General features: G+C 70.3%; 26 protein-coding genes and 1 pseudogene. 16 read left to right on the top strand and 11 right to left on the bottom strand.

Going from position 1 to position 25,656, the window contains the following annotated elements:
- Nucleotides 1-146 precede the first annotated feature (146 nt).
- The 3 genes from RE421_RS11830 to RE421_RS11820 all read right to left on the bottom strand — a co-directional run bounded on the left by RE421_RS11830 (nucleotide 147) and on the right by RE421_RS11820 (nucleotide 3,003).
- Complete coding sequence (locus RE421_RS11830; protein WP_091697155.1) at nucleotides 147-572, bottom strand: cupin domain-containing protein; 426 nt, start codon at nucleotides 570-572, stop codon at nucleotides 147-149.
- A gap of 83 nt (nucleotides 573-655) precedes the next feature.
- A complete protein-coding gene (locus RE421_RS11825) occupies nucleotides 656-2,656 on the bottom strand; it encodes a cation-translocating P-type ATPase (RefSeq protein WP_091697152.1) in 2,001 nt (666 codons plus the stop codon).
- Between the two features lie 113 nt (nucleotides 2,657-2,769).
- Complete coding sequence (locus tag RE421_RS11820; RefSeq protein WP_309810054.1) at nucleotides 2,770-3,003, bottom strand: heavy metal-associated domain-containing protein; 234 nt, start codon at nucleotides 3,001-3,003, stop codon at nucleotides 2,770-2,772.
- Nucleotides 3,004-3,176: 173 nt separating this feature from the next.
- On the opposite strand from RE421_RS11820, the gene RE421_RS11815 reads away from it, so the two are divergent.
- Both RE421_RS11815 and RE421_RS11810 read left to right on the top strand, forming a co-directional pair.
- On the top strand, nucleotides 3,177-3,914 hold the full coding sequence (locus RE421_RS11815; RefSeq protein ID WP_309810051.1) for a Crp/Fnr family transcriptional regulator: 738 nt from the start codon (nucleotides 3,177-3,179) through the stop codon (nucleotides 3,912-3,914).
- A 298-nt stretch (nucleotides 3,915-4,212) separates the two neighbouring features.
- Nucleotides 4,213-4,314 (top strand): annotated as a pseudogene (locus RE421_RS11810) (IS5/IS1182 family transposase); the annotation flags it as partial.
- Nucleotides 4,315-4,376: 62 nt separating this feature from the next.
- Here the strand turns inward: RE421_RS11810 and RE421_RS11805 are convergent.
- Nucleotides 4,377-4,766, bottom strand: a complete 390-nt coding sequence (locus RE421_RS11805; RefSeq protein ID WP_309810048.1) for a heavy metal-responsive transcriptional regulator — start codon at nucleotides 4,764-4,766, stop codon at nucleotides 4,377-4,379.
- A 110-nt stretch (nucleotides 4,767-4,876) separates the two neighbouring features.
- Here RE421_RS11805 and merA point away from each other — a divergent pair, with 110 nt between their 5' ends.
- Nucleotides 4,877-6,307 (top strand): mercury(II) reductase, encoded by a 1,431-nt coding sequence (gene merA / locus RE421_RS11800; RefSeq protein ID WP_309810045.1) that lies wholly within the window; start codon nucleotides 4,877-4,879, stop codon nucleotides 6,305-6,307.
- A 104-nt stretch (nucleotides 6,308-6,411) separates the two neighbouring features.
- On the opposite strand, the gene RE421_RS11795 is transcribed toward merA, so the two are convergent.
- The 6 genes from RE421_RS11795 to RE421_RS11770 all read right to left on the bottom strand — a co-directional run bounded on the left by RE421_RS11795 (nucleotide 6,412) and on the right by RE421_RS11770 (nucleotide 10,994).
- Complete coding sequence (locus tag RE421_RS11795; RefSeq protein WP_309810041.1) at nucleotides 6,412-6,825, bottom strand: hypothetical protein; 414 nt, start codon at nucleotides 6,823-6,825, stop codon at nucleotides 6,412-6,414.
- Between the two features lie 577 nt (nucleotides 6,826-7,402).
- On the bottom strand, nucleotides 7,403-7,849 hold the full coding sequence (locus tag RE421_RS11790; RefSeq protein WP_309810038.1) for a hypothetical protein: 447 nt from the start codon (nucleotides 7,847-7,849) through the stop codon (nucleotides 7,403-7,405).
- Complete coding sequence (locus tag RE421_RS11785) at nucleotides 7,849-8,361, bottom strand: GNAT family N-acetyltransferase (protein ID WP_309810036.1); 513 nt, start codon at nucleotides 8,359-8,361, stop codon at nucleotides 7,849-7,851. Before RE421_RS11785 ends, RE421_RS11790 begins: the two co-directional genes overlap by 1 nt.
- Nucleotides 8,362-8,398: 37 nt before the next feature.
- On the bottom strand, nucleotides 8,399-8,887 hold the full coding sequence (locus RE421_RS11780; RefSeq protein ID WP_309810033.1) for a hypothetical protein: 489 nt from the start codon (nucleotides 8,885-8,887) through the stop codon (nucleotides 8,399-8,401).
- A 360-nt stretch (nucleotides 8,888-9,247) separates the two neighbouring features.
- Nucleotides 9,248-9,685 (bottom strand): VOC family protein, encoded by a 438-nt coding sequence (locus RE421_RS11775; RefSeq protein WP_309810031.1) that lies wholly within the window; start codon nucleotides 9,683-9,685, stop codon nucleotides 9,248-9,250.
- A gap of 10 nt (nucleotides 9,686-9,695) precedes the next feature.
- Nucleotides 9,696-10,994 carry an APC family permease gene (locus RE421_RS11770; protein ID WP_309810028.1) on the bottom strand — a complete coding sequence of 433 codons (1,299 nt, stop codon included), beginning with the start codon at nucleotides 10,992-10,994 and terminating at the stop codon, nucleotides 9,696-9,698.
- Nucleotides 10,995-11,103: 109 nt separating this feature from the next.
- On the opposite strand from RE421_RS11770, the gene aspS reads away from it, so the two are divergent.
- Together aspS and RE421_RS11760 are read left to right on the top strand one after the other, a co-directional pair.
- Complete coding sequence (gene aspS, locus RE421_RS11765; RefSeq protein WP_309810026.1) at nucleotides 11,104-12,939, top strand: aspartate--tRNA ligase; 1,836 nt, start codon at nucleotides 11,104-11,106, stop codon at nucleotides 12,937-12,939.
- A 1-nt stretch (nucleotide 12,940) separates the two neighbouring features.
- A complete protein-coding gene (locus tag RE421_RS11760; protein WP_309810023.1) occupies nucleotides 12,941-13,150 on the top strand; it encodes a hypothetical protein in 210 nt (69 codons plus the stop codon).
- An 11-nt stretch (nucleotides 13,151-13,161) separates the two neighbouring features.
- Here the strand turns inward: RE421_RS11760 and dtd are convergent, their stop codons facing one another.
- The gene (gene dtd / locus RE421_RS11755; protein WP_309810020.1) at nucleotides 13,162-13,614 is read right to left on the bottom strand and encodes a D-aminoacyl-tRNA deacylase; all 453 of its coding nucleotides are present in this window, start codon (nucleotides 13,612-13,614) and stop codon (nucleotides 13,162-13,164) included.
- A 57-nt stretch (nucleotides 13,615-13,671) separates the two neighbouring features.
- Between dtd and RE421_RS11750 the strand changes: the two genes are divergently transcribed.
- The 11 genes from RE421_RS11750 (at nucleotide 13,672) to aroB (ending at nucleotide 25,629) form a co-directional block, all read left to right on the top strand.
- A complete protein-coding gene (locus RE421_RS11750; protein ID WP_309810017.1) occupies nucleotides 13,672-15,117 on the top strand; it encodes a replication-associated recombination protein A in 1,446 nt (481 codons plus the stop codon).
- A gap of 41 nt (nucleotides 15,118-15,158) precedes the next feature.
- Complete coding sequence (locus RE421_RS11745) at nucleotides 15,159-15,677, top strand: general stress protein (RefSeq protein ID WP_309810014.1); 519 nt, start codon at nucleotides 15,159-15,161, stop codon at nucleotides 15,675-15,677.
- A 223-nt stretch (nucleotides 15,678-15,900) separates the two neighbouring features.
- Nucleotides 15,901-16,527 carry a 30S ribosomal protein S4 gene (gene rpsD / locus RE421_RS11740; RefSeq protein WP_309810010.1) on the top strand — a complete coding sequence of 209 codons (627 nt, stop codon included), beginning with the start codon at nucleotides 15,901-15,903 and terminating at the stop codon, nucleotides 16,525-16,527.
- Nucleotides 16,528-16,678: 151 nt separating this feature from the next.
- Entirely contained in the window at nucleotides 16,679-17,053 is a 375-nt protein-coding gene (locus RE421_RS11735; RefSeq protein ID WP_309810007.1) for a hypothetical protein, read from the top strand.
- 7 nt (nucleotides 17,054-17,060) lie between these two features.
- A complete protein-coding gene (gene alaS / locus RE421_RS11730; RefSeq protein ID WP_309810005.1) occupies nucleotides 17,061-19,823 on the top strand; it encodes an alanine--tRNA ligase in 2,763 nt (920 codons plus the stop codon).
- Nucleotides 19,820-20,350 (top strand): Holliday junction resolvase RuvX, encoded by a 531-nt coding sequence (ruvX, locus tag RE421_RS11725; RefSeq protein WP_309810001.1) that lies wholly within the window; start codon nucleotides 19,820-19,822, stop codon nucleotides 20,348-20,350. Before alaS ends, ruvX begins: the two co-directional genes overlap by 4 nt.
- Nucleotides 20,331-21,680: an endolytic transglycosylase MltG gene (gene mltG, locus RE421_RS11720; protein WP_309809998.1), complete on the top strand. Its 1,350-nt coding sequence runs from the start codon at nucleotides 20,331-20,333 to the stop codon at nucleotides 21,678-21,680. Before ruvX ends, mltG begins: the two co-directional genes overlap by 20 nt.
- Nucleotides 21,681-21,687: 7 nt before the next feature.
- Entirely contained in the window at nucleotides 21,688-22,560 is an 873-nt protein-coding gene (locus RE421_RS11715; protein WP_309809995.1) for a shikimate dehydrogenase, read from the top strand.
- Nucleotides 22,561-22,676: 116 nt separating this feature from the next.
- Nucleotides 22,677-23,921, top strand: a complete 1,245-nt coding sequence (aroC, locus tag RE421_RS11710) for a chorismate synthase (RefSeq protein WP_309809991.1) — start codon at nucleotides 22,677-22,679, stop codon at nucleotides 23,919-23,921.
- Nucleotides 23,918-24,499 carry a shikimate kinase gene (locus RE421_RS11705; protein WP_309809988.1) on the top strand — a complete coding sequence of 194 codons (582 nt, stop codon included), beginning with the start codon at nucleotides 23,918-23,920 and terminating at the stop codon, nucleotides 24,497-24,499. Before aroC ends, RE421_RS11705 begins: the two co-directional genes overlap by 4 nt.
- A complete protein-coding gene (gene aroB, locus RE421_RS11700; RefSeq protein WP_309809985.1) occupies nucleotides 24,496-25,629 on the top strand; it encodes a 3-dehydroquinate synthase in 1,134 nt (377 codons plus the stop codon). Before RE421_RS11705 ends, aroB begins: the two co-directional genes overlap by 4 nt.
- The last annotated feature ends 27 nt before the right edge of the window (nucleotides 25,630-25,656 follow it).

The following is a 25,656-nucleotide window of genomic DNA, read 5'->3' as shown; positions in this document are numbered from 1 at the left end:
TCTTGCGTACTGCTGGTGGGGACCCGGCTGAGCCGGTTCGTCCTACCCTGGGGGGGTGGTTCCCCTGTTCTGACGTGGTTTTCTGCCTGGACCACACGGGGCGCCCGCCGGTTCGACGGGCGCCCCGTGCCGCCGGGTGCTGAGGATCAGCCCTGCGGCGGGGTGTCCTCACCGGAGGCCTCAGCGGCGTCGGCCTCCTCCTTGGTGGCGTACTGGGCATCCGCGGCGTGCTCTGGCGGCGAGTAGATCGTGTAGAGCACCAGGGGCTCATCTCCGGTGTTGCGGAAGTTGTGCCGGGCGCCGGCGGGCACCGCGCATTGGTCACCGGCCTCGATCGGGTGGGTCTCGCCGTTCAGATCGGCCTCGCCGGTGCCGGAGATGAAGGTCAGGATCTGGTCGGTGGTCTCGTGGACCTCGTCGCCGATCTCTCCGCCGACGGGAACGGTCATGAGGACGATCTGGGAGTGCTTGCCGGTCCAGATGGTCTTGCGGAAGTCCTGGTTCTCCTGCGCGATGTCCGCGATGGTGAAGTGCTCGACGTTGCCCTCGATGGTGAAGTGCTTCTCAGTCATGGTCCTTACCTTTCCCGTTTCCTATCTTGTTCTCCAGTGGTGTTGGCCCGAGGGCTCCGGTGACGTGCCCCGAGATGAATCCGTCAGGCGTCCACCGCCTCGCGGTCCTTGGCCGGGGTCCGCAGTTCCCTGGCCATGGCGGTGGAGTTGTGGTCGTTGCGCATCAGGCGCATGGCGTTGAGGATGACCACCAGCACGGAGGCCTCGTGGACGAGCATGCCCACGGACATGGTCACCCCGCCGGTGAAGACTCCGGCCAGCAGGACCACGACGGTGGCCAGCGCGATCGCGATGTTCTGCTTCATCACGTTCACGGTCCGCTTGGCCAGGCTGATGGACTCGGGCAGCTTCAGGAGGTGGTCGCCCATCAGGGCGATGTCCGCGGTCTCCACGGCCACGGCCGAGCCGGCCGCGCCCATGGCCACGCCGATGTCGGCCGTGGCCAGGGCCGGGGCGTCGTTGACGCCGTCGCCGACCATGGCCACGGTGTGGCCCTGACGCTGCAACTGCGCCACCGCCTCCAGTTTGTCCTCCGGCAACAGGGCGGCGTGGATCTCATCGATCCCGGTCTTCTGACCGATGGACTCGGCCACCAGGCGGGTGTCACCGGTGAGCATGACGACCTTCTGCACGCCGGCTTCGTGCAGCCGGTCGACCATCGCCGGGGCGTCCTCGCGGATCTGGTCGGCCACGGCGATCACGCCGATCACCGTCTCATCGACGGCGACGATCATGGGGGTCTTTCCCGCGGCGGCGAGCTCCCGAGCGGCCGGCCCGGCGCCGGCGTCGTCGGTGATGCCGTACTGGGCCAGCAGCGGCGGGTTGCCGACCAGCACGCGCCGACCGCCGACGTCGGCCACGATGCCCTTGCCGGGCACCGGGGTGACCTGCCCGGGGATGCCCTCCGGGCCCACGCCGGCCTCGCGGGCGGTGTCCAGGATGGGCCGGGCCAGGGGGTGCTCGGAGCCGGCCTCGGCGGCCGCGGTCCAGCGCAGCACCTCGGTGCGGTCCATGTCCTCGGCCAGGACGACGATGTCCGTGAGCTTCGGCGTGCCCTCGGTGAGGGTGCCGGTCTTGTCCACGGCCACGGCCGAGATCTTCGCGGAGGTCTCCAGGTACTCGCCGCCCTTGATGAGGATGCCGTTGCGGGCGGCGCGGCCGATGCCGGCGACGATGGCGACCGGGATGGAGATCACCAGGGCGCCGGGGCAGCCGATGACCAGCAGGGTCAGGGCCAGCACCACGTCGCCGGTGAGCAGCCAGGTGGCCACCGCCAGCACGATCACGGCCGGGGTGTACCAGGTGGAGAAGCGGTCGATGAAGGCCTGGGTCTTGGCCTTGGCGTCCTGGGCCTGTTCCACGCGGTGGATGATCCGGGCCAGGGTGGTGTCCGCGCCGATGCCGGTGGCCAGCACCTGCAGGAAACCGCCGCGGGAGACGGTGCCGGCGAACACCTGGTCCGACTTCGCCTTCTCCACCGGGATGGACTCACCGGTGATGGAGGCCTCGTCGATGGCGCCGGTGCCGGAGACGACCTGGCCGTCCACGGGGACCTTCGCCCCGTTCTTCACCAGCACGATCTCACCCATCCGCACCTGGTGGGCCGGGATCTCGGCCTGCTCGCCGTCCCGCATCACGATCGCGGTGTCCGGGGCGACGGCGACCAGCTCGGTGAGAGCCGAGCGCGTCTTGGTCAGGGTGGCCGCCTCGAGGGCGTGGCCGATGGCGAACAGGAAGGTGACGGCGGCGGCCTCCCAGAAGTTGCCGATGAGGGTGGCGCCGATGGCCGCGATGGACACCAGCAGGTCGATGCCGATCACCTTGACCATCAGCGCGCGGACCGCCTTGACCACGATCCCGTAGCCGGCCACGACCGCCGCGGCCAGCATGAAGGCGTTGGCGAGGGTGAAGACGTGGCCGGAACCGTGCGCGTGCGCGCCGGCGTCGATCCACCACTGCGGGCCGATCACCGCGTTCCAGGCACCGCCGCCGAGGCGCTCGATGCCGAAGGACAGGAGGATGAGCAGGCCCGAGACCACGGGGACGGACCAACTGCTGCGGACCCACTTCTGGAGCCTGTTCACTGCGAGTGCGACCTTTCTGGAGAATGCGTGTGTGGATGAGGGCTGATCCGCGCGGTGGCGGTCCGGGCCCCCGCACGCCCATGACCGATGGTGATCACGGGCGGACAGGAGGGTCAGAAGGCCGAGGGTGTGGCCTTGTAGCCGGCCTTGGCGATGGCGGCGACGATCTCGTCCACGGAGGTCTTGGACTCGTCGTGGTCGATCTCGATGCGGGCGGTCGCGAAGTGGACCTTCACGGTCGAGACGCCCTGGAGCCGGCCGACCTGCTTTTCGATCTTGGCCACGCAGGACGGGCAGGAGAAGCCCTCGGCGCGGAAGACGGTGTGGGTGGTGGTGGCGGTGGTCATGATGTCCGCTCCCTTCCGGTGTCGGTGTTTCTGATGGACGCTTTCACCGTAGTCAGCAGGCAGATCCGGGGCCTTGACGGACGTCAAGTCCCCGCACGGCGGTGCACCCTGCACCTGTTGCCGAGTCCTGTCCCTGCTTGACGAGCACCGGCCACCGGGCAGAATCAAGGAGTATGCGTACCTTGCCGCTGCGGGAGATCCACCGGGACGAGATCAGCTGCGTGCGCCGGGTGCCGCTGTTCTCCGGACTCACTGAGGACCAGCAGGACCTGGTCGGGGCACTGGTCCGGCCTCTGGTGCTCTCGGCCGGGGAACTGGTGCACGGAGCCGGGGAACGATCACGCCGGCTGTCCGTGGTACACACCGGTCAGGTCAAGCTCAGCCGCACCCTGCCCAGCGGACACCGGCGCCTGATGCGAGTGGCCGGGCCCGGGCAGACCCTGGGCGAGCACGGCTTCCTCACCGGTGGCCCCACGCTCGAGGAGGCCGAAGCGCTGACCGAGACACGCCTCTGCGTGTTCTCCCACGACGACCTCGCCGCTCTCGTGGCCGAGCACCCCAGCATCGCGCTGCAGATGCTGCGCAACCTCGGCCAGCGGCTGGCCGAGACCGAACGCCGTCTGGCACAGAGCACCCTCGAGGTCGACGTCCGGGTCGCCGACTACCTACTGGACCAACCCCTGCTGCGCGAGACCTCAGACTCCGCGCCTGCTACAGCCTCTTCAGCCGTTAGCCCACGGCTGCGGTTACGGCTGAGCAAGAAAGACATCGCCTCGATACTCGGCACCACCCCCGAATCGATGAGCCGGGCCCTGGCACGGCTCACCGCCAGCGGGCTGATCACCGTCGACGCCGACGTCATTACCCTGCTGGATGCGACAGGCCTGGAAGCCCTCCTGGCCCAAGACTGAACATCTCACAGTGAACTCGGCTAGTGGGCGTCGGACCGGACGGGGCACGAGACGGGTCCGGGCTGGCGACCCGGTTGGTTCCCGGACCGCAAAGGACACAAGCCCCGTGCCCGCCGAACGACGATCGGCAGCAAGAATAACCATCCGTGCACCCACTCCTGACGTCCGCGTCCTCGGCGTACCGCCGTTCACCCACGTCGGCTGCGGGTGTGTACGGTGGTGGATCCTCGAACGCGACGATCAGATCGCGCACCGCCGGAACAGGCCGGGCCGACCGGTCGATTTCGGGGAGCAGCAACGGGCCCGGTATCGCGGCCGTCATGTCGTGGAGCGGTGCTTCAACCGCCTCAAGCAGTGGCGCGGGATCGCGCTGCGCTCCGACAAGACCGCCGGCAGCTAGCACGCCGGTCTGCGCCTGGCCGCCGCCCTCCACTGGCTCGCCACCGGTGAGTGCAGCGCGGTTCAGACGTAGCGGCAGACCTGGTCGGGGCCGCAGGTGTCGGGGTGCAGGGTGGTGGCCTCGTCACGAAGCGAGGTGAGGGTGTCGCACAGTGCGGTCAGGCTGCGCAGCTGATCCTCGATGTCCGCCAGGCGTTGGTCGAGCAGGTCGCGGACGTGGCCGCAGGGGGCCTGTCCGCCGTCGCGGATCTCCAGCACCTGCTGGATCTGGGCCAGAGTGAGTCCGGCGGCCTGGCCGCGGCGGATGAAGTCCAGCCGGTCAAGCGCGGTCGAGTCGTAGTTCCGGTACCCCGCCGGCGTCCGGTCCGGGGCGAGCAGCAGGCCCTGCTCTTCATAGAACCGCAGCGTCTTGGTGCTGGTGCCCGCGGCGGCGGCGAGTTCACCGATCCTCATGACAGCCCTCTTCCTGGGGTCCCCGACGGGATGAACTTGACCTTGCCCTGCACTGGAAGGTCCAGTCTGGCCTCAGTGCAGTATTTCGCCAAGTGATGGGGGTATCTCAAATGGGCCAGAAGGTGGACCTGGCGGTGATCGGTTCCGGGGGCGCGGCGTTCTCCGCCGCGATCCGGGCCCGCGGCCTGGGCAAGTCGGTGGTGATGATCGAACGGAGCACGGTCGGCGGCACCTGCGTGAACATCGGCTGCGTGCCGTCCAAGGCCCTGCTCGCCGCCGCCGAGGCCCGGCACGTGGCCGCCGACGCGACCGGCCGGTTCCCCGGCATCGCCACCGCGGCCGGTCCGGTGGACATGCCGGCCCTGATCCAGGCCAAGCAATCGCTGGTGGAGAACCTGCGGTCGGACAAGTACGTCGATCTCTCCGCCTCCTACGACTGGCCGATCCTTCAGGGCGTGGCCTCCTTCGGAGGCTCCCCAGAGGCCCCGGTGCTGCGGGTCACCGGCCCGGACGGGAGTACCGAGGTGATCGATGCCGCCCATTACCTGGTCGCCACCGGCGCGCACCCCTGGGTCCCGGACCTGCCGGGACTGGAGCAGGTGGACTACCTGACCTCGACCACCGCGATGGAACTCACCGAGGTCCCCGAGTCCCTGCTGATCCTGGGTGGTGGGTACGTCGCCCTGGAGCTGGCCCAGCTCTTCGCCCGGCTCGGTACGACGGTGACCATGCTGGTCCGCTCCCGGCTGGCCTCCGCCGAGGAACCCGAGGTCAACCAGGTCCTGGCATCGGTCTTCGCCGACGAGGGCATCACGGTGATCCGCCCCGCCCAGCTCGCCACGATCGCCCAGGACGAGACCACCGGCGAGGTGACCGCCACCGCGACCGTCGAAGGCCAGACCAGCCAGTTCCGCGCCCAGCGGGTGCTGGTGGCGCTGGGCCGCCGGCCGGTCACCGACGCCCTGAACCTGGAAACGGTGCAGGTCCAGACCGGCCCGAACGGGGAGATCGTCGTCGACGACGCGCTGGCCACCGCCAACCCGCGCATCTGGGCCGCCGGGGACGTCACCGGGCACCCGGAGTTCGTCTACGTCGCCGCCCACCACGGCGCGATGGTCGTTGACAACGCCTTCACCGACGCGGGACGCACGGTGGACTACGGTCACCTGCCCCGGGTGACGTTCACCAGTCCCGCCATCGGCGCGGTCGGGATGACCGAGCAGCAGGCCCTGACGGCCGGCTACCGGTGCAACTGCCGCGTGCTGCCCCTGGACTACGTACCCCGCGCCCTGGTCAACCGGGACACCCGCGGATTCATCAAGGTCGTCATCGACGACGACACCGGCCGCATCCTCGGCATCACCGCCCTCGCCAAGGACGCCGGCGAACTCGCCGCCGCCGGCGTCTTCCTCCTCGAGGCACACCAGACCTATCAGGACGTCGCCGCCATGTGGGCGCCCTATCTGACCATGGCCGAAGGCATCAAACTCGCCTGCCAGTCCTTCACCACCGACCCCTCCAAGCTCTCCTGCTGCGCCTGAACCGGCCACGCAATAGTCACCGCACCCTTGAGCAACATGACCTAGTCGTGTGTGCAACAGTTGGGTCAACAGGGCCGTCGTGAATCTACCCGCATAACCAACGCTCACCGGTCCAACGATGAACCAGGAATCAGCTCGCCAGCACCGTCCCAGCGAGGGATCCCCACACGGACGCGCCTCAACGGGAGACTGCCATGCGGTGTGGACAACTTCATCCATAGGATGAAGTGGTGACGAAGCGGGAGATTTTTGTCGTCCTGAGTGCTGACGACAACCACGCGCGGGGAAACATCTGGAAGATCACGGCGAAGAAGACTGACTTCTACCTCGACTTTGAGGGAACGCACAATGGCGGATTTCATCTGTCCATCCACGGCCCCAACGAAAAGTTTTCCGGCCATCGCTTCCACGTCAAGGCCGACCGCCAAGCTGTCAAGAGTGCTCGGATGGGAGGGTCCTTCTTGGAGCATGGACTGGGCAAAGGGCTTGAGTTCGACGGAACGAAACTTGCCGACCATGCATATCTGGTTGCTCGGCTGCGATGGACCTGGGACCTCCAGCGCCCCCGATTCAAACACGCTGCGCTTAGCCGGGTAGCTGTACCGGAACTGAGCGCGGGCAGGTCCGGGAAAATGCTGGATACACCACTCGACCCGAATAGTGCTTGGGACATCGACGTCGTCGTTTCGTACGGGGAACCGTTCTGGCCCCACGCTGAACGAAGCGCGCGCGATGACTCGCGCCTCGGGCCACTGGAGAATGATGCAGGTATGTGGCTTACCGCCACGTCTTACCATCGGTCTCAGATGCTTCATCCCAGCCCAGAGCATCTTCGGTTGCCGGTGCCTCGACCTGGCGAAACTCCACAGTCGGTTTTGGGTGCGGGACCGGGTTCCGCAGGTCAACAGGGTATGTACTGGTTCGTAGAGGGAATCACGTCACAGGAGGTGCTCTCAGCCACCGCAGCCAGTAGAGGGCGAGACTTTGACGGCCTCCCAGGATGACGGACTCTCTTTGACCGACCGGCACAGCATGCCTCGTGGGAGAGTCCGACTGTGTGCATCAGGAGGGACTGGCGGTGCGAGCACCGGGTGTTCATCCGGTCCACTCGTCCGGGCCCAGCCGGGCCCGGTGCTGACCTTCGAAAAATGCCGGCGGAGAGAACCATTCGCTAGGGCGGGGAACGTTCCCACTTTCGTGAGGCTCGGGGTGTCCTGGTGTCGATCCGGAAAGCTCGGCTGCCGGAGAAGGCCCCGGGGGTGCCCCGGCTCGGCCGATCATCCAACCGGTCAGGAACGAGGCGATCTCCACCGGCGTGCCGTCCGGGACATACCAAAGCCCGGGACCTTCCTGAACGGAGCCCGGCTCTCGTCCGCGCTGAATGCGGTCGTCGGTGGAGTAGTGGCCGTTGAAGATCAGGGTGGCGGTGATGTGTCGGTACTCGAGATAGACCAGCCAGTAATCGCGTTCTTGGATGTCAGCGTCGGCCTCGACCACCGAGTGGTTCGTCAGCAGGTCGACGACGCGTTCGATGACGAGCATTACCGGGCTCGCTCCAGGGTGGGGCCGAGGTCCTTGACCAGCAGGTGATCGCGTTCGGTCTCATGCCGAACCGCTCCCTCGGGGGTGATCCAGTCGTACTGGCTGACGTCGATGGCACCGGTGGGGCAGTAGCCCAGGCGACGGTACAGGCGTTCGGCGTCCGGGTTGTCCTCGGCGACGCCGACCGCTATCTGGTATCGGCCGGCTTGTGATGCGCGGTCCTCGGCGGCGGCGATCAGGGCGCTGCCCACTCCTTGTCCGCGGTACTGGTCACGGACCTGCAGGTGATTGAGTTCCACCGCCTCGGGGTACGCGGTCCGGGCGTTGGACCCGATGCACCCGCCCCACTGCAGTACCCCGGAGCCCAGTGGCTCCTGGTCCTGCCACGCGACCAGGTAGGTGGCCTGGCCGTCCCGCTGGCGGGCATGGTGCGCCTCGGGGACACCACCGGGTGTCCTCCAGCGCGAGCACAACACCCGCAGGTCCGCGTCGGTGCAGGGGCGAATATCCATTCCCCCATTTAACAAGACTCGCCCGGAGAGGGATGGTCTACCGATGTGGTTTGAAGATGGCGCCCGTCAACGGCGCAACGGCGAACCACTCGGAGTTATCTCCGTCAGGAGCAATTGCAGCATTGTCGGATCTCTGCTGCTCCGCGATCAGAGCCGCTTCTAGCTCTCCGAAGGCAGCGGCGGCTCGAGGATTGAGGCCCGAGCGCGCCCCACGGAACCTGTGCGGTGGGACACCCGGTTCGTATGAGCTGAACTGGACTTCGTAGCCGTCACCCAGTTCATCTGCCACCCGTTGGGCCAGACGGTTGCCTTCCGCGGTGAACTGGCGGGCCAGTTCTGCTGACTTCCAGTCTTCGTCGGGCGTCAGTGAGTCGTAGTAGGACTGTTCCCAATCCTCTAGTTCGCGGACCAGCCCTTCAGTGAGGCCGGATTCGTCGTACGGCACGGGCTCACCGAACCACAGAACGGTATCGGCGTAGTCCGGGAACATCCGCACCATAGGAGGCTGACCGTCGCTGTCGTTCATATCGCGACGCTACTACGAGGGGATGCAAACGAGCTGTGCCTCAAGAGGTGCTCCGGTGACCCCTCTTCGCCATTCCGTAAGTGGAACCCCCACCGGAAGACCTCGCCATTGGCCTGGGAAGTCGCCAGCATGGATCACATGGCGTCCCGGTTGACCCGTCCGGTGAAGTGCCCGGTGAGGGTTCGTCAACTGACACGCGCGTGGAAGCGTGGCGGGACCAATCACCCCCGGCGGCGCTCATGCTCGCCGCAATTAATCGATGAGAGTGGATCTCCGTCGTCGACGATCAGGGCCATCGAAGGCAGCCCCGGGGTAACCGTGCAGCCCGTCAAGCTTGCAGGGGATCGCCGGGTCGAAACGTCAACCCTGCTGCAACGCCTCCGCCAGCATCACGATGATGCCGCTCGGGCCCCGGACGTAGGTCAGCCTGTAGACGTCGCCATACGTCGCCACCCCGCGCAGCGGATGGCAGCCGTGCCGCGCTGCCACGGCCAGCGCCGCGTCGAGGTCGTCCACGGAGAAGGCCACCCGGTGCATGCCGATCTCGTGCGGCAGCGTCGGCTCCGTCTCAATCGCGTCGGGGTGCAGGTACTCGAAGAGCTCGATCCGGCCGTGGCCGTCCGGCGTCTGGAGCATGGCGATCTTCGCGTGGTTGCCGTCGAGCCCCACGGCGGTGTCCGCCCACTCGCCACTGACGGTGTCCCGTCCCAGCACGCTCAGGCCGAGGTCCGTGAAGAAGGCGATCGTCGCCTCGAGGTCCCGCACGGCGATGCCGACGTTCTCGAACCTGATGCCCATGCGCAGCAGGCTACCGCCGCCCCCGCCGCCACACCACCATGGCCCGCCCCGCCAGTCCCACCGCGAAGACCCCCAGCATCACCAGCACGGACACCCACGGCAGGGTGGCGGCCAGCACCAGGCAGAGCACGACGCCGGCCAGGTTCAGCCAGCGCGGCGCCCGCACCACCCGCTCGGTGAGAGTGAAGGCCGCCAGGTTCGCCACCGCGTAGTAGACCAGCACGCCGAAGGAGGAGAAGCCCACCACCGTCAGCACATCGGTCAGCAGGACCAGCAGCACCACCACGGCGGCGGCGGCCACCTGGGCGACCCAGGGCACCGAGGTCCGCGCAGAGACCGTGGCCAGGGCCCGCGGCAGGTCGCCCTCGCGGGCCATGGCCAGCCCGGTGCGGGAGAGCCCCGCCACGAGGTTCAGCATCGAACCCAGCGAGGCCAGCGCGGCACCGAGCACCGCGAGCCAGATCCAGTCCGCTCCGAAGAGCACCGCCACGGCATCCCGCACGGGCGCGGCCGAGGTGGCGAGCCCGTCCACCCCGAGGATCCGCTGCAGCGCCGTGGCCAGCAGCACGTAGAGCACCAGGGTGAACGCCAGCGCCCCGAAGACCGCCCGCGGGATGGTCCGCCGCGGGGAACGGACCTCCTCGCCCAGGGTCGCGATGCGGGCGTAGCCGGCGAAGGCGAAGAACAGCAGGCCGGCGGCCTGGAGGACGCCCCACTGCTCTGGCTTCGGGACCACCGCGTCCGGCGCCCTGGCACCCGGGGTCGGCGGGCCGGCGTCGAGCCCGGGGGAGAGGAACCCGGCCACGATCACCGCGGCGAGGATCAGCACCACCGGGACCACGATCGCCACGGTGGCCTGGACCGTGCGGGTGATGCCGAGCAGGTTCACCGCCGTCAGGAGCACGACGGCGGCCACCGCCACCCAGCGCGCGGTCCAGTCGGTGCCGGAAGAGCTGGCGGCGGGCACCACGTACAGCGCGAAGGTGTAGGCCATGGCCGCGATGGAGGCGGATTTGCCGGTCACGAAGCCCCAGCCGGCCAGGAACCCGGCCCACTCACCCAGCTGCCGCCGGCCGAAGGTGTAGGCACCGCCGGAGGTCGGGTGCACGGCGGCCAGCTGCGCCGTGGAGGTGGCGTTGATCCACGCGACCACTCCGGCCAGGGCCAGGGCGAGCAGCAGCAGGGTGCCGGCCCGCTCGGCGGCCAGCCCGAGCGCGGTGAACACCCCGGCGCCGACCATGGAGCCGATGCCGATGACCACGGCCCCGGGCAGGCCGAGCCGTCGTTGCAGACCTGCGTGATCGCCCATGCGCTCCACCCACTAGAATCGACCGGGAAATGTCCTGGCCATGCCGGACGTGTATGTCATTACCACGCTCATCGAAACTCCCGGTGGACCGGGACCGGAAGGACCATCAGTGCTGCGCACCCACCAGCTGGGCGAACTCGACGCCTCGCTCATCGGACAGACCGTCACCGTCACCGGTTGGGTGGCCCGGCGCCGGGACCACGGTGGGGTGGCCTTCGTGGACCTGCGCGACGCCTCCGGCTTCGCCCAGGTGGTGGTGCGGGATGAGAAGGACTTCGATCCGCTGCGCAACGAGTACGTCCTGCAGGTCACCGGCACCGTGGAGCGCCGCCCGGAGGGCAACGAGAACCCGGGGCTGCCCTCGGGGGAGATCGAGCTGATCACGCAGGACGTGACGGTGCTCAACACCGCCGCCCCGCTGCCGTTCCAGATCGACGAGCACGTGGAGGTGGGCGAGGAGGCCCGGCTGCGCCACCGCTACCTGGACCTGCGCCGCCCGGAGCCGGCCCGCATCATGCGCCTGCGCTCGGAGGTCAACCGGACCGCCCGCAACCTGCTGCATGACGAGGGGTTCATCGAGGTCGAGACCCCCACCCTGACCCGCTCCACCCCGGAGGGCGCCCGCGACTTCCTGGTCCCCGCCCGCCTCGCGCCCGGCTCCTGGTACGCGCTGCCCCAGTCCCCGCAGCTGTTCAAGCAGCTGCTGCAGGTCGGCGGCATCGAGAAGTACTTCCAGATCGCCCGCTGCTACCGGGATGAGGACTTCCGCGCCGACCGGCAGCCCGAGTTCACCCAGCTGGACATCGAGGCCTCCTTCGTGGAGCAGGACGACGTCATCGCGCTCGGCGAGAAGATCGTGCAGTCGGTCTGGTCCCTGGTGGGCGTGGACGTGCCGACCCCGATCCGCCGCATGACCTACCGCGAGGCGATGGACAAGTACGGCTCGGACAAGCCGGACCTGCGCTTCGGCCTCGAGCTGACGGACCTCACCGAGTACTTCGCGGACACCCCGTTCCGCGTGTTCAAGGCGCCCTACGTGGGTGCCGTGGTGATGCCCGGCGGCGCCTCGCAGCCGCGCCGCACCCTGGACGCCTGGCAGGAGTGGGCCAAGCAGCGCGGGGCCAAGGGCCTGGCCTACGTGCTCATCCAGGAGGACGGCTCGCTGACCGGCCCGGTCTCCAAGAACATCTCGGATCAGGAGAAGGCCGGCCTGGCCGCCGCCACGGGCGCCAACCCGGGTGACTGCATCTTCTTCGCCGCCGGTGAGACCACCCCCTCCCGCGCCATCCTGGGCGCCGCCCGCGTGGAGATCGGCCACCGCGTCGGCCTCATCAAGGACGCCGGCCCCGAGGTGCCCGCCGCCGAGGCCGACTGGGCCTTCGTCTGGATCGTGGACGCCCCCATGTTCGAGCCCGCCGCTGACGCAGTGGCCTCCGGGGACGTGGCCGTGGGCGCTGGCGCCTGGACCGCCGTGCACCACGCCTTCACCTCCCCGAAGCCCGAGTTCGCGGACACCTTCGACACGGATCCGGGCTCGGCGCTGGCCTACGCCTACGACATCGTGGTCAACGGCAACGAGGTGGGCGGCGGCTCCATCCGTATCCACCAGGAGGCCATGCAGGAGCGGGTCTTCGAGGTCATGGGCCTGTCCCAGGCGGAGGCCCAGGAGAAGTTCGGATTCCTGCTGGAGGGCTTCAAGTACGGCGCCCCGCCGCACGGCGGCATCGCCTTCGGCTGGGACCGGATCGTGGCCCTGCTGGCCGGCACCGACTCCATCCGGGACGTCATCGCCTTCCCGAAGACCGGCAACGGCTACGACCCGCTGACCTCCGCCCCGGCGCCCATCACGGAGCAGCAGCGCAAGGAGGCCGGCGTGGACGCGAAGCCGGAACCGCAGGAGTCCGCCGCGCAGGACGCCGCCGCGGCCGGGACCAGCGGCGCCTGAGATGGCCGAGCCCGAGCGGCGGCCCCGCCCTGCGGACGTCCCGCCCACCGCGGTCCGGCTGTTGCCGGTCCTGGTGGTGACCTTCGGGCTCAGCATGCTGATCGACATGACGACCGACTGGCACTTCCTGCTGCGCTGGGCGCTGGCCCTGGGCGGCGGACTGCTGGCGCAGGTCGTCGTGCTGAGGATCTGGACGTCCCGCCAGCGGTGAGGTGACGGTGCTCAGCCCCGCCGCGGGCCCTTCAGCTCGTCGGTGTCCACCCAGACGGTGAACGGGCCGGAGTTCACCAGGGCCACGTCCATCATCGCCCCGAACACCCCGCGCTCCACGGGCACGCCCGCCCGTTCCAGCTCCGCCATGAACAGTTCGTACAGCGGTTCGGCGTGGTCACCTCTCGCCGACCGCGACCAGGACGGGCGCCGGCCCCTGCGCACGTCCCCGTAGAGGGTGAACTGGCTGACCACCAGGGCGCCCGCTCCGGCGGACACCAGCGACGCCTCGTCCTCGAGGACCCGCAGGTGCGCGGTCTTCTCCGCCAGCTGGCGGGCCTCGGCCTCGGTGTCCTCCGCGGACACGCCCAGCAGCACCACGAGCCCGGGGGAGTCGAGGTGCCCGGTCACGGTCCCGTCCACGGTCACGGAGGCGGTCCTCGCCCGCTGCAGCAGTGCTCTCATACCCTCCAGTTTGGACCACCGCCTATCAGGGTCCGGACCGCGGGCTAGTCTGGAACGGTGAGTGATTTGTTCAGTGTGCTCGGCGGCGCCGGCGCCGCCGATGACGGGGAACCGGAGGCTCACGACGACGGCGCCTCCTTCGGCGGCCGGGATCGCCCGAGTGCCCCCTTGGCGGTGCGGATGCGCCCGCGCACGGTGGACGAGGTCGTGGGCCAGCAGCACCTGCTCAAACCGGGATCCCCGCTGCGCAAGCTGGCCGAGGGCGCGGCCGGTGGGCCGGGCGCCCGAGGCGCGGGGCCGTCGTCGTTGATCCTGTACGGGCCGCCCGGGACCGGCAAGACCACCCTGGCCACCGTGATCGCGCGCGGGCCGGGCCGCAAGTTCGTGGAGCTGTCCGCCATCAGCGCCGGCGTCAAGGACGTCCGCCAGGTCATGGACCAGGCGCTGAACGACCGTGACCTGTACGGCCGCACCACGGTGCTGTTCCTGGACGAGATCCACCGGTTCAACAAGGCCCAGCAGGACGCGCTGCTGCCCGGGGTGGAGAACCGCTGGGTGGTGCTCGTGGCGGCCACCACCGAGAACCCCTCCTTCTCGGTGGTCGCCCCGCTGCTCTCCCGCTCCATCATGCTCACGCTCAAGCCCCTCACGGACGAGGACATCGCCGGGCTGCTGGACCGCGCCGTGGCGGACGAGCGGGGGCTGAACGGCACCGTGGACCTGCAGGACGAGGCCCGCGAGTACCTGGTGCGGATGGCCCAGGGGGACGCCCGCCGCGGCCTGACCACCCTGGAGGCCAGTGCCGGCGTCGCCCTGGACCGGCACGAGGAGGCAGCCGGGGAGGACGCCCGGCCGGCCATCACCCTGCAGGACGCCGCCCAGGCCATGGACCGGGCCGTGCTGCGCTACGACAAGGCCGGGGATCAGCACTATGACGTCATCAGCGCCTTCATCAAGTCGATCCGCGGCTCGGACGTGGACGCGTCCCTGCACTACCTGGCCCGGATGCTGGAGGCGGGGGAGGACCCGCGGTTCATCTCGCGCCGGCTGATCATCTCCGCCTCCGAGGACATCGGGATGGCGGATCCGACCGCGCTGCAGACGGCGGTGGCGGCCGCCCAGGCCGTCCAGCTGATCGGCATGCCGGAGGGCCGCCTGGTGCTGGCCGAGGCCACCGTCCACCTGGCCACCGCGCCCAAGTCCAACGCGTCCTACGCCGCCATCAACGCCGCGGTGGCGGACGTGCGCGCCGGCCTGTCCGGGGAGGTCCCGGCGCATCTGCGGGACGCCCACTACCCGGGGGCCGCGGCGCTGGGCCACGGCAAGGGGTACGTGTACTCGCACGACGCCCCACACGGGGTGGCCCGCCAGCAGTACCTGCCGGACACCCTCCGGACCAAGGACTACTACCGGCCCACGCAGCACGGCGTGGAGCGCAGCCTGGGGGAGCGGCTGCAGCACCTGCGCTCCATCATCCGGGGCACCGAACCCCCCGCGGACTAGACTGGGGCCGTCCGTGTCCGCTCGATCCAGGAGGATGCACCATGACCACCCCCGCCAACAACCCCGCCGGCGGCCTCGTGCCGAACACCACCGAGGTCGACTACCGGATCCTCAAGACGGTGGCCTCCTACGAGCAGGCCCAGGAGCTCGTGGACCGGCTCTCCGACGGCGGCTTCCCAGTGGAGAAGACCCGGATCGTCGGGACCGGTCTGCGGTCCGTGGAGCAGATCACCGGCCGGATGACCACCGGCAAGGCCGCCGGGCGGGGCGCCCTGGGCGGGCTCTGGTTCGGCCTGATGATCGGCCTGCTGTTCCTGATCCTGGCGCCGGCCTCCGGCTGGCTGACGATCCTGCTGATGGCGCTGGGCTTCGGCGCCGTCTGGGGCGCCATCTTCGGGGCCCTGGGCCACGCCGCCACCCGCGGGCGCCGCGACTTCTCCTCCATCCAGGTCATGGAGGCCGAGTCCTATGACGTGCTCGTGGAGGCCACCCACATCACCCTGGCCGCCCAGGTGGCTGACGGGCAGCCGATGCCGGAGGGCACGGACGAGGCCCGGTAACTGGTAGACTGGTCTGCTGTCTGGCAAGCGTCGCCGGTTTTCACCTCGTCCCTCGAGTGCGGCGCTGTAGCGATGACGGGCAGCGGCATGCCCCTCAGCTCTCCTCGTGGACGTGCAGGAGGCCAGGTTCCGGTCCACCCTTGTCACACCGTGGGAGCCCCCACGACCGTGCCAGGACCGGAGACAAACCAGAACCGTGCCGCCTGACAAGAAAGGTCCATTCGTGGCTTCCAACCTCCGTACCCGCCGCACCGTGCGCCACTCGCGCGCCCTCGGCATCGCCCTGACCCCCAAGGCCGAGAAGTACATGGAGCGCCGTCCGTACGGCCCCGGCCAGCACGGCCGCGCCCGTCGCAAGGCCGACTCCGACTACTCGGTGCGCCTGAAGGAGAAGCAGCGCCTGCGCGCCCAGTACAACATCCGCGAGGCCCAGATGCGCCGCTACTTCGAAGAGGCCAAGCGCACCTCCGGCCTGACCGGTGAGAACCTGGTGGAGCTGCTCGAGATGCGTCTCGACGCCCTCGTGCTGCGCGCCGGCTTCGCCCGCACCATCCAGCAGGCCCGCCAGATGGTGGTCCACCGCCACATCATGGTGGACGGCGCCCGCGTGGACCGTCCGTCCTTCCGCGTGAAGGAGGGCCAGCTGATCCACGTCCACGCCCGTTCGGAGAAGATGGTCCCCTTCCAGATCTCCGCCACCGGCGCTCACCAGGAGGTGCTGCCGGCCGTCCCGGGCTACCTGGACGTCGAGATCGAGAAGCTGCAGGCCAAGCTGTCCCGCCGCCCGAAGCGCTCCGAGGTCCCCGTGACCTGCGAGGAGCAGCTCGTGGTGGAGTACTACGCCCGCTGATCCGCTGACGGATCCGCTGCACCGCAGCATCCTCCGGAACCCGGCGCCCCGCACAGGGACGCCGGGTTCCGGCGTTTAAGCCCGCATCGTTCCACGCCAGGGGCGCGTCCCCGGTAGGGTGGACCAGGCATCGAACCGAAAGGACTACGCCGTGATCAAGCGCGTCATGCTGGTGGGAGTGGGGGCCGCCGTCGGCTGGCTCGGCCACACCGTCTTCAGCAAGGGCCGGGACGCGGCCGCCGTCCGCGCCGAGGAGACGATCCGGAACACCCTGAACCCGGAGAACATCGGCCGCAACGCCGGCCAGGCCGCCGCCACCGCGCTGGCCGCCAGCGCCCGGTCCTTCGCGTCCCAGCTGCGCGAGGAGGTCCCGGCGTGGAAGACGATCTCCTCCTCGCTGGCGGACCCCGCGCCGCGGTCCTCCGGTGCGCCGTCCTCCGGCGAGGACCAGGACCCCGCCCACACCACCATCCAGGGAACCGCCACGTCCGCCACGCCCCCCACCGACCCACGAAAGCAGTCGTAGCACCGCCATGAAGTCGCAGGACATCGCCAGCCGCTGGCTGGATTTCTTCGCCCAGAAGGACCACGCCCCCGTCCCCTCGGCCTCGCTGGTCTCCCCGGACCCGTCGTTGCTGTTCACGATCGCCGGGATGGTCCCGTTCATCCCGTACTTCCTGGGCCAGGAGACCCCGCCGTACCAGCGGGCCGCGTCCGTGCAGAAGTGCATCCGCACCGCGGACATCGAGGAGGTCGGCAAGACCGTCCGCCACGGCACGTTCTTCCAGATGTGCGGCAACTTCTCCTTCGGCGACTACTTCAAGGAGCAGGCCATCCCCTTCGCCTGGGAGCTGCTGACCACGCCCCAGGAGCAGGGCGGCTACGGGCTGGACCCGGAGCGGCTGTGGGTCACGGTGTACGAGGAGGATGACGAGGCGGCGCGCATCTGGCGCGAGGACGTGGGCGTCCCCGCCGACCGCATCCAGCGCCTGGGCAAGGCGGACAACTACTGGAACACGGGCCAGCCCGGTCCCGGCGGCCCCTGCTCCGAGATCTTCTACGACCGCGGCCCGGCCTACGGCCAGGACGGCGGACCGGCGGTGGACGACACCCGGTACATGGAGATCTGGAACCTCGTCTTCATGCAGTACCAGCTCTCCGAGGTCCGCACCAAGGAGGACTTCGACGTCGCCGGGGAGCTGGCGAACAAGAACATCGACACCGGCCTCGGCCTCGAGCGCCTGGCGATGGTCCTGCAGGGCGTGGAGAACATGTACGAGACGGATCAGGTCCGCCCCGTCCTGGACCGCGCCGCCGCGCTGGCCGGCAAGGAGTACACCTCCACCGAGGACCCGGCGGACCCGCACTACGTGGACGACGTGCGGCTGCGCATGGTGGCCGACCATGTCCGCTCCGCGTTGATGCTCATCACGGACGGCGTGGTGCCCGGCAACGAGGGCGGCGGCTACGTGCTGCGCCGCCTGATCCGCCGCGCCGTGCGGGCCATGCGCCTGATGGGCGTGACCGATCCGGTGCTGCCCGAGCTGCTGCCGGTCTCCCGTGACGCCATGCAGGGCACCTACCCGGAGGTCGGGCGGGACTTCGACCGGATCTCCCGGGTGGCCTACAACGAGGAGAAGGCGTTCCTGCGGACCATCGCCGCCGGCACCGCCCGGATGGACTCGGCCGTCACGGCCGCGAAGTCCGCCGCCCAGTCCCCGGGTGCCACGGCGGCAGGCATCTCCGGCGCCGACGCCTTCGAGCTGCATGACACCTACGGCTTCCCCATCGACCTCACCCTGGAGATGGCCCAGGAGGCCGGGGTGGCCGTGGACGAGGCCGGGTTCCGCGAGCTCATGACCGAGCAGCGCACCCGTGCCCGCCAGGACGCCAAGTCCAAGAAGTCCGGGCACGTGGACTCCTCGGCCTACCGCGAGCTGCAGGCTGGAGGGGACACCGTCTTCACCGGGTACACCGAGCACACCACGGCCTCCCGCATCCGCGGCCTGCTGTCCGGCGGGCAGCAGGTGGCCTCGGCGGCCGCCGGCCAGGAGCTCGAGCTGGTGCTGGACGCCACCCCGTTCTATGCCGAGTCCGGCGGCCAGGCCGCAGACACCGGGTACATCACCGGGGACGGCTTCGTCCTCGAGGTGATGGACGTCCAGGCCCCCGTCAGGGGACTGAGCGTGCACCGGGTGAAGGTCACCGAGGGCGAGGTGCCGGCCGGCGCCGAGGCCGTCGGGGCCATTGACCTGCAGCGCCGCCTGGACGCCCAGAAGGCCCACACGGGCACCCACCTCGTGCACGCCGCCCTGCACCAGATCCTCGGCCCGGAAGCCACCCAGTCCGGCTCCTTCAACAAGGAGGGCTACCTGCGCTTCGACTTCCGCTGGGGCGAGGCCATGAGCGAGATGGCCCGGTCCGAGGTGGAGGACGTCTCCAACCTGGCCATCCGGGACAACCACCCCGTGCTGACCCGGGAGATGTCTCTGGAGGAGGCCCGCGGCCTCGGGGCCATGAGCCTGTTCGGGGAGAAGTACGGGGACCGCGTCCGCGTGGTCGAGGTCAACGGCGCGTGGTCCCGTGAGCTGTGCGGCGGCACGCACGTCGGCGCCACGGCGGAGATCGGCTCGCTGGCGCTGCTGGGAGAGCAGTCGGTGGGCTCCGGCAACCGCCGCGTGGAGGCCTTGGTGGGCCTTGACGCCTTCCGCCACCTGGCCACCGAGCGGACACTCGTCAACGAGCTGACGGGCCTGCTGAAGGTCCCCGCGGACCAGGTCAAGGACCGCGTGGCCGGCACCCTGGCCCGGCTCAAGGAGGTCGAGAAGGAGCTGGCCGGCCTGCGGGCCGCCCAGCTGCAGGCCGAGGCCGGCCGCCTGGTGGAGCAGGCCGTGGACGTCTCCGGCGCCCAGGCCACCGTCAGGCTGCTGGCCCACGACGCCGGCCCGGTCGGCTCTGGCGACGAGCTGCGGTCCCTGGTCCTGGACCTTCGCTCCCGGCTCGAGAACGCCTCCGGCAACGCGGCGGGCACCCCCGCCGTCGTGGCCATGGCCGGCACGGCCAAGGGCCGGCCGCTCGTGGTCATCGGCACCAACCAGGCCGCCCGGGACGCCGGACTGAAGGCCGGGGCCCTCGTCAAGACCGCCTGCGGCGTGCTCGGCGGCGGGGGCGGCGGCAGGGACGACGTCGCCCAGGGCGGCGGCCAGGACGCCGGCCGGATCGCGGACGCCCTGAGCGCGGTGCGGGGCGCCGTCGCGGCAGGGGTCGGGGCTGCGACCGGGGCCGCGGGCGCGTGAGCGGGCCGCTGCAACGGGGGGTCCGGCTCGGGGTCGATGTGGGCCAGGCCCGCGTCGGCCTCGCCGCGTCCGACCCGGACGGCATCCTGGCGAGCCCGGTCCGCACGCTGAAGCGGGACGCCCAGAAGGGGTTCGACCGGCGCATGATCGTCCGCGAGGCGCTCGAGCGGGACGCGGTGGTGGTCTACGTGGGGCTGCCGGTCAACCTGCAGGGGCGCTCCACGGCCTCCACGCAGGACGCCGAGCAGTACGCGGAGCAGCTGGCCACGGAGCTCCTCGCGGCCGGCAGCGGTGCACGGGTGAACCTCGTGGACGAGCGGCTCAGCACCGTCTCGGCGCACCGCCAGCTGCGGGAGGCCGGCCGGGACACGCGGTCTCACCGGGCCGTGGTGGACCAGGTGGCCGCGGTGCAGATCCTCGAGCAGGCCTTGAATATGCAACAATCGCTCCAGCGGGACGCCGGGCGTCCCGTCGCCGTGCCCGCGCCCGACGGAGAGGATGGGACACGTGGCCGATCTGACTCCTGAGGGACCGCGCGAGGAGGGCACCCCGGTGACCCGCCGCGAACTGCGCCGCCGCGAGGCGGAGCGGTCCCCGGACGCCCCGGAGCCACTGGTGGAGGAGGACCTCCGCGAGTACCCGGACGCCGCGCCCGATGGCCGCTACCAACCGGCCGGGGACAGCGACGTCTCGCAGGAGCCCCTCATCGTCCGACCGGCCGGGCGCAAGGGATACCAGACGGTCACGGTCAACCGGTACCGCTCCCCGGACGCGCAGGCGAAGAGGGACGCGCGCCGCAAGCGCCGCCGTCGCCGCAATATCGTGTTGATCTCCGCCTTCGGTGCCTTCGTGGTGCTCGTGGCGGGGCTGTCCTTCGCGCTCCGGGGGATCCTCCCGACGCCGGCGGCGGAGGACTACCCGGGCCCCGGCGGCCAGGACGTCACCTTCACCGTCAATGCCGGCGAGGGGGCCATCGCGATCGGCAACCGGCTCGCGGACGAGGACATCGTGGCCAGCAGCGGCGCGTTCATCGAGGCCGTGAACCAGTCCCGGTCCGAGAACTCGATCCAGGCGGGGGACTACCCGCTGAAGCTGCAGATGAAGGCCTCGGACGCCGCGTCCATCCTGCTGCGTGACGGCCAGGGCCAGGTGCATTACGTCGCCGTGAACCGGGGCATGCGCCTGAACGAGGCGATCCAGGCCGTGAGCGACTCCACCGGGATCTCCGTGGGGGACCTGGAGGCCGCGGCGGCGGACCCCGAGGACTTCGGGCTGCCGGCCGAGGCGCCCAGCCTGGAGGGCTACCTGGCCCCCGGTGAGTACCGCTTCCCGGTGGATGCCGAGCCGGCCGAGATCTTCGCCCTGATGATCGAGCCGACCATGGCCGAGCTCGAGGAGCAGGGCATCACGGACGAGCAGGAGCAGTTCCGCACCGTCACCATCGCCTCCATCCTCGAGGCCGAGGCGCTGCCGGGCGACTACCCGATCGTGGCCGGCATCATCGAGAACCGGCTGCGCCCGGAGAACGACGAGACGGGCGGCTACCTGCAGATCGACGCCACGGTGATCTACGGCCTGGGCCAGCGTCAGCTGCAGTTCTCGGAGGAGGACAAGCAGGATGCCTCCAACGAGTACAACACCTATGCCCACCGAGGCCTGCCGCCCGGACCCATCGGGGCCCCGTCCACCGAAGCCCTCGACGCGGCGGCCCATCCGGAGGACAACCCCTACTACTACTGGGTGACCACCAATATCGAGACCGGTCAGACGAAGTTCGCCGAGGACTACGAGCAGCACCGCGTCTACCAGCAGGAGTACCGCGACTACTGCGCCGAGAACCAGGAGATCTGTGGCTAAGGACACCGTGACCATTCAGACGGCCGGTGTCCTCGGGCACCCCATCGCGCATTCGAGGTCCCCGGTCCTGCACCGGGCCGCCTACCGGACCCTGGGACTGGCCGTGGACTACCACGCCCATGACGTGACGCCGGAGGACCTGCCCGCCTTCATGGCGGACCTGACCGGCGAGTGGCTGGGACTGTCCGTCACCATGCCGCTGAAGTCCCCGATGATGCGCCAGGTGGACCGGTTCTCCCCGCGGGTCGAGCGGCTCGGGTTCCTCAACACCGTGGTGTGGGAGGCGGACGGTACCACCACGGCCTACAACACGGACGTGGAGGGGATCGTCGAGTCCCTCGTCTTCGCGGGCTTCGACAGGTCGGAGGCCGGCGGCAGGATGGGCATCCTGGGCAGTGGCGGGACGGCCGCCGCGGCCATTGCCGCCGCCCACCTGATGGGCCTGTCCGGGGTGGACCTGTTCGTCCGCACGCCGGCCAAGTCGGCCGAGCACGCCGAGCTCGCCCGCGGCTTCGGCCTGGCCGCGCGGGTCCGGTCGCTGCAGGACTTCCCGACGGCGGCCGCCGGCTTCCGCGCCGTCGTCGCCACCCTGCCCCCGCGGGCCGCGGACCCGACGGCTGCCGGGCTGGCCGGTGAGACCGGGGGCGGTCTGCCGCCGCTGCTGGACGCCGCCTACGACCCCTGGCCGTCGGCGCTGGCCACCGCGTGGGGCTCGCGGGGCGGCCAGGTGGTCAGCGGCCTGGAGATGTTGCTCTACCAGGCGGTCGAGCAGGTGCGGCTGTTCACCGGCCGGGTCCTCCCCGCCGGCAGCGCGCCCGACTGGGCCGCCGTCACCGCCGCCATGGCCGCCGCCCTCGACCTCCCCCCACGCACCCCCTGACTCCCTCAAGCCCCTGACCGCACCCTCCAGGCGCACAGTGACCTGACCCCCACCGTTGTGACGCGGCCCGGTCACTCTGTGCCCCGCGGCCACGGGGCCGTGAGAGAATCGAGTCCATGGTGCGCTGGTTGACAGCGGGCGAATCTCATGGGCCCGCACTCGTTGGAATCATCGAAGGGTTGCCCGCGGGCATCCCCCTGACCACCTCGATGGTGCAGGACGCCTTGGCGCGCCGTCGCCTCGGCTACGGCCGGGGGGCTCGGATGAAGTTCGAGCAGGACCAGGTCACACTGGTGGGCGGTGTCCGCCACGGCTCGACCATCGGCTCGCCCGTGGCCATCGAGATCGCCAACACCGAGTGGCCGAAGTGGGAGAAGGTCATGTCGGCCGATCCTGTGGACCCCCAGGAGCTCGAGGGGGTGGCCCGCAACGCCGCCCTCACGCGTCCCCGCCCCGGCCACGCCGACCTGGCCGGGATGCAGAAGTACGGCTTCGACGAGGCCCGCCCGCTGCTCGAGCGCGCCTCGGCCCGGGAGACCGCGGCCCGGGTGGCCCTCGGCACCGTGGCCTCCTCCTTCCTCGCCCAGCTGGGCATCCGCACGGTGTCCCACACCACCGCGGTGGGCACCGTCTCCGTGCCGGAGGGCGCGGCGCTGCCCACCCCGGAGCACGTGACCGCGCTGGACGCCGACCCCCTGCGCTGCTTCGAGAAGTCCACCTCGGACGCCATGGTGGCCGAGGTGGACGCCGCCCACAAGGAGGGCGAGACCCTCGGCGGCGTGGTGGAGGTCCTGGCCTACGGCGTGCCCGTCGGCCTGGGCAGCCACGTGCACTGGGACCGTCGCCTGGACTCGATGCTCTCGGGCGCACTGATGGGCATCCAGGCCATCAAGGGGGTCGAAGTGGGTGACGGCTTCACCACCGCGGCCCGGCGTGGCACCGCGGCCCATGACGAGATCGTGCGTGGCGCGGACGGCCACCCCGTGCGCACCTCCAACCGCGCCGGCGGCATCGAGGGCGGGATGAGCACCGGGGGAGTGCTCCGCGTCCGCGCGGGCATGAAGCCGATCGCCACCGTTCCCCGGGCGCTGCGGACCGTCGACACCTCCACGGGCCAGGACACCAGGGCCCACCATCAGCGCTCGGATGTCTGCGCCGTCCCGGCGGCCGGCGTGGTGGCCGAGGCCATGGTCTCGCTCGTGCTGGCCCAGGCCGTGCTGCAGAAGTTCGGCGGGGACTCCGTGGCGGAGACCCGGCGCAACCTGCAGTCCTTCGTGGCCGCGCTGGAGCCGCTGCCGGATCCAGCCCCCGCCGATGCGGCCGCGCCGGCCGATGCACCCATGGGCGATCCGCTGCAGTGAGTCCCGCAACGAGCGGCGCGCCTCGTTGGTCTCCCGGTCGCCGGATCGTGCTGGTGGGACCCATGGGTTCCGGCAAGTCGACCCTCGGCACCGTCCTGGCGCGCCGGCTCGGCCTGCAGCGGCTGGACGCCGACGACCTGTTCGTGGCCCAGCACGGGCCGATCGCCGACTACTTCTCCACCCGGGGCGAGCCGGCGTTCCGCCAGGCCGAGGAGGACGTGATCGGCGAGGTGCTCTCCCGCGCCGAGCCGTGCGTGCTGTCCCTCGGCGGGGGAGCGGTGCTCAGCGCCCTCACCCGGGACCGGCTGTTGCTCGGCTCCCACGTGGTCTACCTGACGGTGGACGAGTCGGCCGCCCTGGAACGGCTCGACGGCGGCGCGGGTCGCCCCGTGCTGGCCGGGGACCCCGGCCGCACGTGGCGCCGCATCCTCGCCGAGCGCCACGGCTTGTACCGTGAGGTATCCCAGTGGACGGTGGACACCACCGGCCGCAAGACCACCGACCTGGCAGACCAGGTCATCCGCCTGGTCCACACGGCGGAATCCGCATCCGAAGACCACAGGAGTGTCCATCCATGACCGAGCCGAACGTGCCGTCCACCGAACCCGTCTCCGACGATGCCACCGTCATCCCGGCCTCCGGGGGATCGGCGGCCGGAGCCTCCGGCGGCTACGACGTGGTGGTGGGCAAGGGCCTGCTGGGCCGGCTGCCGCAGATGCTGGGACCCTCGGTCCGCCGCGTCCTGGTGATCCACCCCCGCGCCCTGCGCGCCACCGGTGACGTGGTCAAGGCCGACCTGGAGACCGCCGGGTACCAGGCCCTCACCGCCGAGATCCCGGACGCCGAGGAGGGCAAGCACATCCAGGTGGCTGCGTTCTGCTGGCAGGTCCTGGGCCAGAACGACTTCACGCGTTCGGACGCCGTGGTCTCCGTGGGCGGCGGCTCGGTCTCGGACGTGTCCGGCTTCGTGGCGGCCACGTGGCTGCGCGGGGTGCGCGTGGTGCACATCCCCACCACCCTGCTCGGCATGGTGGACGCGGCGGTCGGTGGCAAGACCGGCATCAACACCGCCGAGGGCAAGAACCTCGTGGGGGCCTTCCACCCGCCCGCCGGCGTCCTGGCGGACCTGGACACGCTGCTGACCCTGCCGCCGAACGAGCTGGTCTCCGGGCTGGCCGAGGTCGTCAAGTGCGGGTTCATCGCGGACCCGGAGATCCTGCGGATCATCGAGTCCTCCCCGGAACAGGCCCAGAACCCCCACTCGCACCAGCTGCGCGAACTCATCGAGCGGTCGATCGCCGTGAAGGCGGGCGTGGTCTCGGACGACCTGCGAGAATCAGGGCCGCGGGAGATGCTCAACTACGGCCACACCCTGGCCCACGCCATCGAGCTCGCCGAGCGCTACCAGTGGCGCCACGGGGCCGCCGTCTCCGTGGGGCTGGTCTTCGCCGCCGAGCTGGCCCGGTCCGTGGGCCGGCTGGACGACGCCACCGCGGACCGCCACCGCAGCATCCTCGAGTCCCTGGGCCTGCCGACCCGGTACGCGGGGGACCGCTGGGAGGCCCTGCTGGACGGGATCCGCCGGGACAAGAAGAACCGGGGTGACCAGTTGCGGTTCGTGCTGCTGGACGGGCTGGGCAAGCCGACCACGTACGACGTCCCGGACGCCTCCCTGCTCTTCGCGACCTACCAGGAGATCGCGGAGTAGCCCCATCCCCTAGAATGGTCGACTGGA

Origin of the sequence: Citricoccus sp. I39-566 (genome assembly GCF_031432995.1) — a bacterium.
In the GTDB taxonomy this organism is placed as follows: Bacteria; Actinomycetota; Actinomycetes; order Actinomycetales; family Micrococcaceae; genus Citricoccus; species Citricoccus nitrophenolicus_A.
This window is presented reverse-complemented; position numbering and strand designations above follow the sequence as displayed.